Origin of the sequence: uncultured Nostoc sp. (genome assembly GCF_964247315.1) — a bacterium.
In the GTDB taxonomy this organism is placed as follows: domain Bacteria; phylum Cyanobacteriota; class Cyanobacteriia; order Cyanobacteriales; family Nostocaceae; genus Nostoc.
Genome location: NZ_CAXTTT010000096.1, coordinates 18,330 through 30,464, shown reverse-complemented (window position 1 = coordinate 30,464; position 12,135 = coordinate 18,330). Strand labels below are relative to the sequence as shown.

The following is a 12,135-nucleotide window of genomic DNA, read 5'->3' as shown; positions in this document are numbered from 1 at the left end:
GCAGGGGAGCAGGGGAAGCAGGGGGAGAAATTACCCCTTTATTTTCTAACTCAGAACTCAGCACTCAGCACGGGCTAAACGCCCCGCTTCCGCTAACAGCACTCGCATTAGCCTGTGGTTCTGCTCGTTCGGTGAATTCTGTCGATTTATATCAATTGGTGAAAGACCAAGCACATTTATTACATCGCTTTGGGGGACATCCCTTTGCAGCGGGTTTGAGTTTGTTGGTGGAGAATATTCCTTTATTTACAGCCGCGATTAATCAGCAGTTGCGGCAATCTTTAGGTAGTACAACTCTAACGCCAAGTGTGCAAGCAGACTTGACGGTAACAGTTGCAGATTTGGGGAAAGAGTTATTTTTGGAACTGAAACTACTAGAACCTTGTGGAATGGGTAATCCTGTTCCGAAATTGCTAATTCAAAACTGCTGGTTTGAAAATTCTTGGCATCGCAATCAGCAGGATTGGCAAGGGAAAAAGGTACAGTACATTAAAACTGAGTTTGATATTCGGGATGATTCCACCAGAAGCGCTTTTCCTGGCTTATGGTGGGGACACTATAAAGATGAATTGCCCATAGGAAGGTGTGATTGTATAGCAGAATTAGACTACAACACCTTCAAAAAACGGTATGAAATCAGATTAATTGCCGTGCGTTCTTGTGTTAACTCAGCACTCAACACTCAGCAGTGGCTCAACGCCTCGCTACCGCTAACACCATTTATTCTAGACTTACGCAATCAGGAACACTCAGCACTCAGCACTCAGAACTCAGCACTGATTATTGAAGATTGTCCCACGAATTGGGATGATTTACGCACGTGGTTGCGGCGATGTTTGGCGACAAGCCGCTCTAAGTCTGGGCTTGACAATCAGCAACAATTAGCGATCGCTTGGTCTAAACCTAAGCACCAACCACCCAATCAAATTTGGCTGACTCTTGTCGGAATTGCCAAATATCTCAGTCGCACAAATCAACTAGTTACCCGCAGACAACTTTTAGAGAAAATCGGCATCAGCGACCAAACCTTACTTGTCGGAATCAAAGCTTTAAAATACTTAGGGTTCACAGTTCAACGACAAGACCGTTCTTTACAAATTACCTGGCATCCAAGCGATAGTGCCGAAAACCTTGCTGATGAAGCAGTTGCAAGATTTTTAGCTGCTATCCGAGAAGAACAATTTCAGCAACAGTATTTTGCGGAAGTTCCTTTATCTACGATTGTGGCGATCGCCAGCTACGACAGTAAATAATTTACAGGGTTTATGGCGTTCGCTACACCAACAAAATAGGGATTTTCAACCAAGTCCCATCTTGTGTAGTGCGATCGCACTAAATCACAGCAGTTTGCAAGTATCGAAATTACCTAGCTGATCCCTGAAGTTAAAGAGGTGTCCCAGAAGGCTGTTGCACCCTATTGTTAACAGTTTTTCCTTCTACAAAACCTTCTCGACCTGTAATCAATCTAGAGCGACGATTACGAGTGATATAATTCCACCCCCACTGAATTGCTACTACTATTTTAGTGTCAAACTCGATTAAGAAGTAGATGTGAATTACTAGCCAAAAGAGCCAAGCAATGAAACCTTTGAGTTTGATTAAGCCTAAATCTACAACAGCTAAATTTTGCCCAATCATCGCCAAAGTGCCCACGTCATTGTAACGAAATTGTGGCAAAGTCTCACCTTGAAGCCTGCGTTTAATGAGTTTAGCTACATACTCTCCTTGTTGTTTGGCTACAGGTGCAACACCAGGTAAGGGTTTACCATTTTGATGGGAAAAGTTACCTAAATCTCCCACTACAAAAATGTTTTTATAACCCTTGATAGACAAGTCTGGTTCTACAATCACACGTCCGTCGCGATCGCACTCTACACCTGTACTTTCTGCTAGGGCTTTCCCCATAGGCGAACCTTGAACACCTGCTGCCCACAAGATAGTTTTTGAGGTAATTTCTGTCAATTCATCGCCTTGCTTGAAAGTAACGATGTTACCTTCAATATTTGTCACTCTGGTGTTAGTGTAGACAGCCACACCCAACTTTTGCAAAGATTCTGCTCCTACTTTCGATAACTCTGGCGCAATGTGTGGGAGGATGCGATCGCCCCCTTGCAATAGTAAAATTCTCGCTTCTGAGGTGTTGATGCTGCGGAAGTCTTCTGTGAGAGTTTGGTATGCCAATTCCGCGATCGCCCCGGATAATTCTACACCAGTGGGCCCACCCCCCACAATCACAAAAGTCAACAAAGCACGGCGTTTTTCGGGATCGGTTTCTTTTTCTGCCGCTTCAAATGCCGAAAATATCTGACGACGCATTTCTATGGCATCTTCAACAGTTTTCAAACCAGGAGCAAATTCTTTCCAGTTATCTTTACCAAAATAGGAATGGTTAGCACCTGTGGCGACAATTAATGTGTCATAAGGTATTACTTCATCACCCAGAATAACTTCTTGTGCTTTTGGATCGATATCATTTACCTCTCCCAACAACACTTTTGTATTCTTGCTTTTGCTGAATACAGATCGCAATGGTGCCGAAATATCAGCAGGTGATAGCGCACCTGTGGCAACTTGATATAAAAGCGGCTGAAATAGGTGAAAGTTACGTTTATCAATAAGAGTAACATTTACATTTGCTGTCTTCAAAGCTTTTGCTGTATACAGTCCACCAAAGCCACCACCAACAACTACAACCCGATGTGGTGCATTCTTTTCAAGTGAGACTACCATAATCAATATGTCCTTGTGTTAAGAAGTTGTAACTATTCTTAACAAAGATGTAACAGCATTATGATAGTGGTTGCTGTCTATTTAGAACAATTGAAGAAATGATGAAAGTAGTCAAAGTTAGTTTTTATCGAGTCAGGCAGGAAGAAAACGTGAAACCCCTGTTAGAGGGCTTGTGTAGGGGTTGCATGGTGATGGGGTGTAAGGGAAGTATAGGACTTACGCACAAGTTACGGAATCACGAACCACAGAGGCGCAGAGAAGCCAGTGCGTTGGGCGGGTTCCCCGACTTGAAGCAACTGGCGCGACACGGGGAAATCAGAGTTTGAGAGATATTTTGCGTAAGTTCTAAAGTAGTTGATTTGTAAGTATTATTATTTAGTTTTTAATTCTTTGCCTTACACCCTCTCATCCATATACCTTATGTATTTGGCGAAAACAAGCGTGCCATTCGCCGCTGAACCCTCTTTCACATTGGGGATGCTTTGATCTCAAACGTTGTTTTCCATCTCGGTGATGCCAGAAAAATGTTCAGCTAGAAAATCTACGAAAGTACTTATTTTGGGTGATAGGTATCGCTGATTCGTATAGACAGCATAAAGAGATGAGGTTGCCAACGTGTAGTCCAGCTTCAGCACCTCCAATCGTTGGCTGGTAAGATCATCTTCAATCAACCACTTTGGCAAAACCGCCAACCCCATACCGGCTAGGGTTGCCTGATACAGCATGGTAGTGTTGTTGGAGCGGATCGAGACTGGCAGTTTGACTGTCTCCCGCCCGTTAGAATCCTCAAAGAGTATCTCATCGGCAAACTGCGAGTAGTAATAACTGATGCTTACATGCTTCGACAGTTCGTTGGGAGTTTTTGGGTATCCATTTCTTTGCAAATAGTCAGCTGAGCCAACCAACATGAGTTGAATTGGGCAAATGCGTCGCGTGAGCAGTGAAGAACCGGGTTCCTCAGGCGTGACACGTAACGCCAAGTCAAATCCTTCTTCCACCAAGTCTACCAACCGATCATTCAAATTCATATCTAGCAAAACGTCTGGATAGCGAGAGCGGTACTTCGCTAAGGCTTTAGTGAATAACGGGTTAGCAAACCAAACTGGGGCGCTGATCTTGAGTACGCCACGTGCAACGACGGCTGATTGCCTCACCGTTGCCTCCACCATTTCCAATTTATCAAGCATTTCCCGGCATTGCTCATAATAGACTCTTCCTGCCTCGGTTAGGCTTAAGTGTCGGCTGGTTCGATTCAACAAACGTGCGCCAAGGTTTCGTTCCAAGTGCATCACATGCTTGCTGGTCATGGCTGTGGATAAGTTGAGCCGCTCGGCGGCTGCCACAAAACTTCCCGATTCCACCACCTGAAGCAATACTTTCATGCTCGTTAAGGTGTCCATCGTAGTTCTAAAGTTTACTAAGAAGAAACATCGCATCAACAAAATGATACTTGTACAACGATGAGAAATAAATGTAATTTGAGGAAGACGGCAGCATCAACTAGCTAGGCAAGTAAATAGTGATGACTGAAGATATTTATGCATTAGACGTTTCAGGAGTCTTAACAACAAATCTAGAACACTATCAACTCGTCGACCGCCCGCAAGAATTTCAACGTAGAGGAGAATTTCAATGTCTCAGAACAACGAACTCACAGCGATCGACCGCTTTACCATCTTCGAGCAGTTGAACATGCATCAGCGATGTATCGACAAGGGTTGGGGGCGCGAGCAGGTCGACCTCTACAACCGCCTTTACTGGCCGGAGGCCAAATTCCACGTCAACGATCTACGTACTTCAACCTTCGAGGGTTTTGAGGGCATGAAGCAGATGTTTGACTACGCACACAGCGTCTTCCCGATGGACAAGTGGTTCCACTCTATGGGCGCGTTTGAAATTTCCGGATCGGGTGACAGGGCCGAAGCGCACTGGCGATGGTTCGTGTACTGGAAGGCTGAACACGTCGGAATCGTTTCAACTGGCACCTACGACGACATCTTTGAACGTCGCGATGGCGTCTGGAAGTGTCTGGAGCGCACCTCCAAGAGCGATCCCAACTGGCCGGTAGACTTGTTCCAGCCCTTCCTCGATCGGGCAGACATCACCTTCAAAGCGTCCTGATAGTCAGACTTTTGTAGGTTAAGTGGAGCTTCGCGAAACCCAACGTCCTTGGAAGCATTGGGTTGAACCATAAAACTCAACCTACTCAAGGTTCAACACCAAGTAAACTGTTGTGTTGTGAGTGAGGTAAATCCAACCACTGATGGGAGTCGTTTATGGCACATAGCACAGTTGGCACTCATGTAGTCGTTGAGGACGCAGCTTCTCTGGCTGAAGCGGTTCAACGTACACATGTTGTAATCGAGGTGGCTGGTCGCTTTCATGACTTAGAGAAATTTACACTTCTTGAAGGCTCAAGTTTGGTGGGTACAACTTCTGACGCAGAATTGGTCTTCAAGCCAGATTCAGACGGGGTAGCGCTCACGGCAAATAACACCCTCCAGAACCTAACCCTTTGATCAGATCCAAACCGATTAACGCTCAGTCTGGAACCGGCAACGACTACCCTTGGACAACTCAAGTTGCAGCATCTCGTCGTCTACGGTCGACTGCACTTGGAATCCAGTATTGTGATGATCGCTGACCTTGTGCTCACTGACGTTCAAGTGTATGACGGCGACAGCACCTCAGCGCTGCATCGTCCAGTCGGTTATGGCGTAGAGGTCGTTCCGGGTTCCTTAACGATCTACAACCGCTGTACCGATCCCCAAAGTCGCTGGACACTGCGTGCCGAAAACCTCTCAGGGGGAACGCGAGATGTGCCGTTGAGGGGTAGCGGCATCTTTATTTTTGGCGGCATGACTGTTCCCGCAAACGCCGATCCTCAAGGTGGACCAGCACCCAGTTCTCCTGGTGGCATGATTGACCTTAAATTATTGACCACAGGCGAAATCCATACTAATGGCAATATCCCGGCTGGTATTGGCAATCTTATCTCAGGCGGGGTGTTCGTTGGCTCAGGCGTGAAGGCTCAGCAAGTGATCAATAACAGTCCTGTAACAACTTACGGGACAAATGACATGGTGTTGGATAACTGGGGCAATGTCCGTCTTTGGCTTGCTCGGCAGTCCATCATATCTCATGGAACCAGTGGAATCGGATTCGTGAATTTCGGAGATTTACAGACTCTGATTGTGCAAGGCGACCTGGCGACCTATGGCGAAGGGGCGCGGGGGTTCAATCTATACGACGGAACCTTGGCTTATGCAGAATTCAAAAGCATTACCACTCATGGCAATGGCTCGATCGGGATACAGACCAGTAAACCATTTGGCAATATCCTCGTACTTGGGGATGTGATCACAAAAGGTGGCAGGGGTAACAGTTTAGTGCGTGGCGTGGTCGTACAGCTTGATGCGCACGCCCTGAGTCTCAAACCGGGCACAAGTGGAAAACAGATCATTGTACTGGGTCGAGTCGAGGCTCAAAGAGAGGAAATTACCTCATTGGATTTCGCTGCTCCTGCCAGCACAGTTGAATTCATTATGATCGGTGGTCAGCAGTATGTCGATGGATCGTCAACAGAGTAGGAATTGTAATTACCCAGTAGGTAAGTATGGGTTTAACGCTGAAACAGCGCGATCGCAGTTCAGCATTCCAAGCGACTACGAATCTTTTAAGTAGGTTGGTGTGAATATTTATTATTGGAATGAGGCAGGAGGGAAGAGGGTTTGAGTCTATTTAATTTTTATTAACATAGTTTGGTTTTTCCACATCGTTCTACTTACTTGGTAACATTCAAAATTTCGATCGCCAGTGATTGATGAAATACTGATCCATTTTATTCACAAGAGTACGTCATAATGGCAACAATGAAAGCAATCCGAATTCATGCTTACGGCGGGGCTGAAAACCTCAAGTACGACGAAGTATCTCGTCCTGAACCGCAAGCAGGGCAAGTCCTCATTCAAGTGTATGCAGCAGGCGTAAACCCAATCGATTGGAAGATTCGTGAAGGGTTTTTCCAACAAGTCTATGATTATTCGCTGCCCGTGATTGCTGGCGCTGATGTGGCTGGTGTTGTTGCAAGTGTGGGCGATGGTGTCACCACACTGCAACCAGGACAAGCGGTTTATGGAACAGCAGACATGGCGCTTTCGGGAGCCTATGCCGAGTATGCAGTGGGCTATGCAGACGCGATCGCCCCGAAGCCGAAAACGCTCGACTATATTCACGCAGCTTCTGTCCCAATTGTGGCAATAACTGCATGGCAAGCATTGTTTGATGGTGCAAATCTCCAGCCAGAGCAGAGCGTGCTGATTCATGGTGGCGCGGGTGGAGTAGGTCGCTATGCAATTCAGCTTGCCAAGTGGAAGAGGGCACGAGTCATTGCAACGGCATCGGCAGCGAACCTTGATGATCTGAGAAACCTGGGTGCCGATCAGGCGATCGACTATGCGAGTCAACCGTTTGAACAGCAGGTAAAAGATGTAGATGTGGTGCTTGATTTGGTTGGTGGAGAAACGCAAGCGCGATCGTGGCAAATCATTCGTCCCGGTGGCGTTTTAGTTTCAACACTTGGTGTGCCGGAATCAGGCATTCCGCAGGGCATTAAAGCGGTTCCTGTTTTCGCCAATCTTAGAGCAAATTCCCAGCTCCAGCAGATTGCTCAATTGATTGATGACGGACAGATCAAAGCGTCTATTGAACAAGTTTTTGAACTGGCAGAAGCCGCTAAAGCACAGGAAGTTAGCCAGCACGGACATCCACGCGGCAAGCTGGTTTTGCAAGTCGTTCATCCAGCTTGAGGCAGGCTTTTGTAAAACTTTGGTTCATCGAACTTTTTTCCTGTAAGGGCGAAGCATTCGGGCAAGAATCTCTATTTCGATGGGTTATTAACCAAATGCTTCCTCTCTACGCAGAGTGTATCTCAGGCAGAGTTCATTAACGAAATCTTTGGAGTTATTGCTTAAAAAATGCGAACGAAACCCGGTCGTTGATCACTTGAAAATTTCTGCAACACAACCAATCAAGGCTGAAGATTACCTGCTAATCAAACAAGAGTACGTTGAGCTTCGACTGTGAGTAGAAACTTAGTTATGCAGAAAAGTAAGGAGCGGCTATTATGGCAGTAACGACAGATAATAAATCCTCAGCACCAAACATTGAACTAGGAACACCCGCACTGAACTGGATTGATGGCGAGTGGATTGATTCAAAAAAGCATACTGATAGCATTGATCCAGCTACAGGCAAGGTGATTGGAACTTATGCAGATGGTGGGCATGACGAGGCAGTTCAGGGGGTTAATGCTGCGGTGCGGGCGTTCCGAGAATTAGACTGGAAGGAAAATCGGGCACTTCGTGCGCGAGTGCTGAATCAAATTGCCGATCGCTTTGAAGCCCAAAGAGATGATCTGATCGCGATTCTCTCGCTTGAAAACGGCAAAATCCATGACGAAGCAGCATTTGAAGTCGATATGATTCCCAGCAAATTTCGATACTGGGCATCGGTTGTGCTGACGGATTATGGACGGGCGATGGAAGTCCAACCCGGACACCTTTCGGTTGTGACTCGATCTCCAATCGGAGTTGCTGGAATCGTTGCACCATTTAACTCGCCGCTTGTCCTGACTGTGCGTTCTCTGGCACCTGCTCTTGCTGCTGGTGTTACAACTGTTATTAAATTGCCGGGTAATACAGCACAGATCAACTATCTGTTTAGTAAAACCCTCGCTGAAGCTGCCGATTTACCGAAGGGCGTGATTAATATCTTTAGTGAAAGCAAAGGCAGAGGCGGATCATCTTTTCTGATGGAGTCAAAGGATGTTCGAGTGATTAGCTTTACAGGAAGCACGAAGACAGGGAAAGCAATTTCCGCAACCGGGGCAGCGACGCTCAAGCTATTTCAGACCGAACTTGGAGGTAAGACGCCGATGATTATCTTCGAGGATGCCGATCTGGAGGCGGCTGCGCCAAAGGTTGAGAAGGCACTTACGACCTTCGCAGGTCAGTTCTGCATGACAGGTTCCCGGCTGTTGGTACAGCGTGCTGTTGCCGATCGGTTTCGCACGCTGATCGCCCAGCGACTGGAGAACGTTAAGACAGGACCTGCGTCTGATCCGTCCAGTGATATGGGACCTCTGATTGATAAGCCGAACGTCGCTCGTGTTGACAAGATGGTGGAGGAGGCGATCGCCGCGGGCGCTAAGGTGCTTGTACGCGGCGGCCCAATTGTTGAAGGTCCACTCGCCAGCGGTGCCTTTTACCGTCCGACTCTGCTGGAAGTGACCGATCCGAAAATGACGATTGTTCAGGAAGAGGTCTTCGGTCCAGTCCTGACGATGCAAATCTTCGATACTGAGGCAGAAGCGGTGCAGCTGGCAAACGATAGCGAGTATGGCTTGGCTGCGAGCATTTGGACTCGCGATGTTGACCGCCCATTGCGCGTCGCCCGCGAGATAGATGCAGGCACGATCTGGATCAACGATTGGGCGATCGTTTGGGACGAGTTTGAAGAAGGCGGATTCAAGCGCAGCGGCAACGGCAGGCTGAATGGTCTGGCGGCGATGGATGAATTCCTGGAGTACAAACATATCGCTTTCAACTCAGGAGTGATCCCTGGTGTTAGCGTTTCTGCCCAATAATTCAGCTTGGATCTAAATCTTGAGTCCTTCTTAAATAAGCCTCACAACCATCAAACCCGACTATCAAGTTCGCATAAGCAGCCTTATAGGAACACGTATGTCTAGTACACCTGTAAAAATCGTTCAAGCCCTTCTCAAAGACCCCACCAACCCTGAGGTCGTCAACCAGCTCGTCTCCCCTGACGCTGTCTACGTATCGCTCAACTACGATGATCCCGACTTGAAAAGCTCATACCTTGGGCAGACACCCATAGGAACCAAGTGAAGACTAATTATGAACGGAATTAATAAACGCCTGAGTTTGATTTTGTGTGCCGTGTTACTTGCTCTTGCTCCACTCAGTGCAGTAGCTCAAGAAGTCAGTCCACCATCGATAGATACACCAGCTGCCATATCCAAGCTGGCCCTCGCCAGGGTAAAAGAGCAGCGTCGCGGGCAATATGCCTATCCAGCCGGGTTTAAGAGTGACTACGTAGAGAGTAACGGTATCAAGCTGCACTACGTCAGCGCCGGATCGGGCAGTCCCATCGTGTTTGTCCACGGTTTTGGTTCGACCTGGAAAATGTGGGAACCCGCCCTGAAAGCATTTGCTGGCACGCACCAGGTCATTGCCATTGATTTGCCCGGACTTGGGCAATCGGAAGCCTCCCAGACTGGGTATAGCGCACAGGCTCTCTCCAGCTATCTGTTGACAGCCATCAAGAAATTGACGAGAGAGCCTATCATATATGTTTCCCATGATCTGAGCAATACAGCCTCCTATCCAATGGTCGCCAACAACCAGGATTACATCAAAAAAGTCGTATTCATGGATTCGCCAATTCCGGACAAGGCGATGTGGACCTATCCGGGCTACACCCCGAAAGGTCCTGGCCTTGGTTGGCATTTCGGCTTTTTTAGCTACGGGGATATCGCCGAAAAATTGATATCGAACGACCCTAAACTGTTTATGGCTTACTTTATACAAAGCTATGCTGGGAAAAAGGATATTTTCACTGATGCGTTACTCGACGAACTAATTGAGCCTTACTCAAGGATCGAAAATTTGCACGCTGCTTTTAGCGGCTACTACAGATTTCACTCTGAATCCATCAAACAGAACGAAGCGCTGCTATCCGCTAATAAGCTGATTAGAATTCCATCCATGTCGATCAGCGGCGGCAAGGGCGTAGGAGACGTATTGCCCAAGCAAATGGCGGCACGTTTCGTGGAAGATAAAAAGAAATTCAGGGCCGTGATCTTGCCGGAATCTGGTCATTGGCTGATGGAAGAATCCGGCCCTGAGGTGATTGCTCTTCTAGCTGAATTCATCAAAGATTGAATGCGTCTTCCCCGCGAATCGCGGGACCCGAAGAGTTCTTCCGAGGCACTGACTTGCCGCAGAATCACTACTAGAAACCAACTGTAACTGAAAACGAACACACCCATGTCAAACATCAACGTTGAAATCGTTCAAGCCCTTCTCAAAGACCCCACCAACCCTGAGGTCGTCAACCGACTCGTCTCCCCTGACGCCATCTACGTATCACTCACCTATGATAATCCCGACCTAAAAAAGCTTATGCCTTGGGCAGGCACGCATAAAAATGGTCCGGCCAGCGTCCTCGAAGTTTTCCAGGAACTCAATACCTTTTGGAACATCGAGGAGTTCGATATTCAGCAGATATTTGGCGAAGGTGAGAACGTCGCTGTCTTTGGCAGCTTCACCGTCCATTCGGTGAAACTCGATAAAACGTTCATCTCTCCCTTCTCTGTCTTGGCGAAAGTGAAGAATGGCTTAGTCACCTACATGCAGTACATGGAGGACACCTTTGGTACAGGTTCGACCTTCCGATCGGGTGGTACTTGGACATTCCAGGGCAACCCAGACGGCAGCGAAGTATCAGTGCCGTAGCAAGGTGTCCCAGGTGAAAGCTCAGTATCGCCGCTCATTGGTTTTTATCAATCAAGCCGCTCAAAATGTGCTTTGAATGATTCCGCCATCTACTTGCAGCATGACTCCATTCACAAATGAGGCTGCTGGTGAACTCAGAAATACCGCAACATTGGCAAACTCTTCTGGTGTCCCGATACGACCCAAAGGAACAGTCCCATTGATTCTAGCAATTTCTGCTTCTTTGGTTTCACCACTTTTACTAATGCGGGCATTGAGCAATTCTTCTACCCGTTCTGTATATGTCCAGCCTGGTAGAATGCTGTTGACGCGAATTTTATCGCTACCCAGTTCTTTGCTGAGAGTTTTCGTTAAACCAATCACTGCTAATCGAATGGAATTAGATAAAACCAGATTTTCGGCTGGTTGTTTAGTTGAAGTTGAGGTAATGGTCAGAATTGCTGGTGCGGTAGATTGGCGTAAGTGAGGTAAAGCGTACTTTACCAGACGTACCGCACTCAGCAAAGTCAAGTCGATCGAAGTTTCCCAAGTTGCCAAATCGATATCCTCAAAAGTGCCAGCAGGTGGGCCTCCGGCGTTGGTAACGAGGATATCCAACCCGCCGAATTTTTCTACTGTGGCGTTAACTACCCGTTCGATATCTTCTTGATTAGTAACATCCGCACGCAGAGATAACACTTCTGTACCTGTTTCGCTGGCAATCTCCGCAGCAGTTTTATCAATTAACTCACTGCGGGCGCAGATGACAACTTTTGCACCCTCACGGGCAAATTGCCTCGCTGTAGCTTTGCCCAAACCTTTACTAGCAGCTGTCACTAAGGCGACTTTGCCACGGAGTTGCAAATCCATAATCTTGATTATTCTT

The 12,135-nt window shown here is 47.3% G+C and carries 12 protein-coding genes; 9 read left to right on the top strand and 3 right to left on the bottom strand.

All coding sequences use genetic code 11. The features are described 5' to 3' along the window. Nucleotides 1-1,253 (top strand): DHHA1 domain-containing protein (locus ACFE93_RS24790; RefSeq protein WP_375477211.1); only part of this gene is annotated, 1,253 nt, incomplete at its 5' end. A gap of 130 nt (nucleotides 1,254-1,383) precedes the next feature. Here ACFE93_RS24790 and ACFE93_RS24785 read toward each other — a convergent pair. Next, nucleotides 1,384-2,730, bottom strand: coding sequence for an NAD(P)/FAD-dependent oxidoreductase (locus ACFE93_RS24785; protein ID WP_375477209.1), 1,347 nt, complete (start codon nucleotides 2,728-2,730; stop codon nucleotides 1,384-1,386). Between the two features lie 98 nt (nucleotides 2,731-2,828). Between ACFE93_RS24785 and ACFE93_RS24780 the strand changes: the two genes are divergently transcribed. Next, entirely contained in the window at nucleotides 2,829-3,056 is a 228-nt protein-coding gene (locus tag ACFE93_RS24780; protein WP_375477207.1) for a hypothetical protein, read from the top strand. Between the two features lie 162 nt (nucleotides 3,057-3,218). On the opposite strand, the gene ACFE93_RS24775 is transcribed toward ACFE93_RS24780, so the two are convergent. Continuing rightward, nucleotides 3,219-4,130 carry a LysR family transcriptional regulator gene (locus ACFE93_RS24775; protein ID WP_375477205.1) on the bottom strand — a complete coding sequence of 304 codons (912 nt, stop codon included), beginning with the start codon at nucleotides 4,128-4,130 and terminating at the stop codon, nucleotides 3,219-3,221. A gap of 232 nt (nucleotides 4,131-4,362) precedes the next feature. Here ACFE93_RS24775 and ACFE93_RS24770 point away from each other — a divergent pair, with 232 nt between their 5' ends. The 7 genes from ACFE93_RS24770 to ACFE93_RS24740 all read left to right on the top strand — a co-directional run bounded on the left by ACFE93_RS24770 (nucleotide 4,363) and on the right by ACFE93_RS24740 (nucleotide 11,270). After that, on the top strand, nucleotides 4,363-4,851 hold the full coding sequence (locus ACFE93_RS24770) for a nuclear transport factor 2 family protein (protein WP_375477203.1): 489 nt from the start codon (nucleotides 4,363-4,365) through the stop codon (nucleotides 4,849-4,851). Between the two features lie 155 nt (nucleotides 4,852-5,006). After that, nucleotides 5,007-5,249, top strand: a complete 243-nt coding sequence (locus ACFE93_RS24765) for a hypothetical protein (RefSeq protein ID WP_375477201.1) — start codon at nucleotides 5,007-5,009, stop codon at nucleotides 5,247-5,249. Nucleotides 5,250-5,363: 114 nt separating this feature from the next. After that, nucleotides 5,364-6,320 (top strand): hypothetical protein, encoded by a 957-nt coding sequence (locus ACFE93_RS24760; protein WP_375477199.1) that lies wholly within the window; start codon nucleotides 5,364-5,366, stop codon nucleotides 6,318-6,320. A gap of 273 nt (nucleotides 6,321-6,593) precedes the next feature. Continuing rightward, a complete protein-coding gene (locus tag ACFE93_RS24755) occupies nucleotides 6,594-7,538 on the top strand; it encodes an NADP-dependent oxidoreductase (protein ID WP_375477197.1) in 945 nt (314 codons plus the stop codon). 317 nt (nucleotides 7,539-7,855) lie between these two features. After that, on the top strand, nucleotides 7,856-9,376 hold the full coding sequence (locus tag ACFE93_RS24750) for an aldehyde dehydrogenase family protein (protein WP_375477195.1): 1,521 nt from the start codon (nucleotides 7,856-7,858) through the stop codon (nucleotides 9,374-9,376). Between the two features lie 274 nt (nucleotides 9,377-9,650). After that, on the top strand, nucleotides 9,651-10,697 hold the full coding sequence (locus tag ACFE93_RS24745) for an alpha/beta fold hydrolase (protein ID WP_375477193.1): 1,047 nt from the start codon (nucleotides 9,651-9,653) through the stop codon (nucleotides 10,695-10,697). 105 nt (nucleotides 10,698-10,802) lie between these two features. Beyond that, nucleotides 10,803-11,270 (top strand): nuclear transport factor 2 family protein, encoded by a 468-nt coding sequence (locus ACFE93_RS24740; protein ID WP_292860966.1) that lies wholly within the window; start codon nucleotides 10,803-10,805, stop codon nucleotides 11,268-11,270. Between the two features lie 60 nt (nucleotides 11,271-11,330). On the opposite strand, the gene ACFE93_RS24735 is transcribed toward ACFE93_RS24740, so the two are convergent. Then, a complete protein-coding gene (locus tag ACFE93_RS24735) occupies nucleotides 11,331-12,119 on the bottom strand; it encodes an SDR family oxidoreductase (protein ID WP_375477191.1) in 789 nt (262 codons plus the stop codon). Nucleotides 12,120-12,135: the final 16 nt, after the last annotated feature.

Coding starts and splice junctions, on each gene's coding strand:
- ACFE93_RS24785 (WP_375477209.1), bottom strand. CDS start 2,730: ATGGTAGTCTCACTTGAAAAGAATGCACCACATCGGGTTGTAGTTGTT.
- ACFE93_RS24780 (WP_375477207.1), top strand. CDS start 2,829: ATGATGAAAGTAGTCAAAGTTAGTTTTTATCGAGTCAGGCAGGAAGAA.
- ACFE93_RS24775 (WP_375477205.1), bottom strand. CDS start 4,130: ATGGACACCTTAACGAGCATGAAAGTATTGCTTCAGGTGGTGGAATCG.
- ACFE93_RS24770 (WP_375477203.1), top strand. CDS start 4,363: ATGTCTCAGAACAACGAACTCACAGCGATCGACCGCTTTACCATCTTC.
- ACFE93_RS24765 (WP_375477201.1), top strand. CDS start 5,007: ATGGCACATAGCACAGTTGGCACTCATGTAGTCGTTGAGGACGCAGCT.
- ACFE93_RS24760 (WP_375477199.1), top strand. CDS start 5,364: ATGATCGCTGACCTTGTGCTCACTGACGTTCAAGTGTATGACGGCGAC.
- ACFE93_RS24755 (WP_375477197.1), top strand. CDS start 6,594: ATGGCAACAATGAAAGCAATCCGAATTCATGCTTACGGCGGGGCTGAA.
- ACFE93_RS24750 (WP_375477195.1), top strand. CDS start 7,856: ATGGCAGTAACGACAGATAATAAATCCTCAGCACCAAACATTGAACTA.
- ACFE93_RS24745 (WP_375477193.1), top strand. CDS start 9,651: ATGAACGGAATTAATAAACGCCTGAGTTTGATTTTGTGTGCCGTGTTA.
- ACFE93_RS24740 (WP_292860966.1), top strand. CDS start 10,803: ATGTCAAACATCAACGTTGAAATCGTTCAAGCCCTTCTCAAAGACCCC.
- ACFE93_RS24735 (WP_375477191.1), bottom strand. CDS start 12,119: ATGGATTTGCAACTCCGTGGCAAAGTCGCCTTAGTGACAGCTGCTAGT.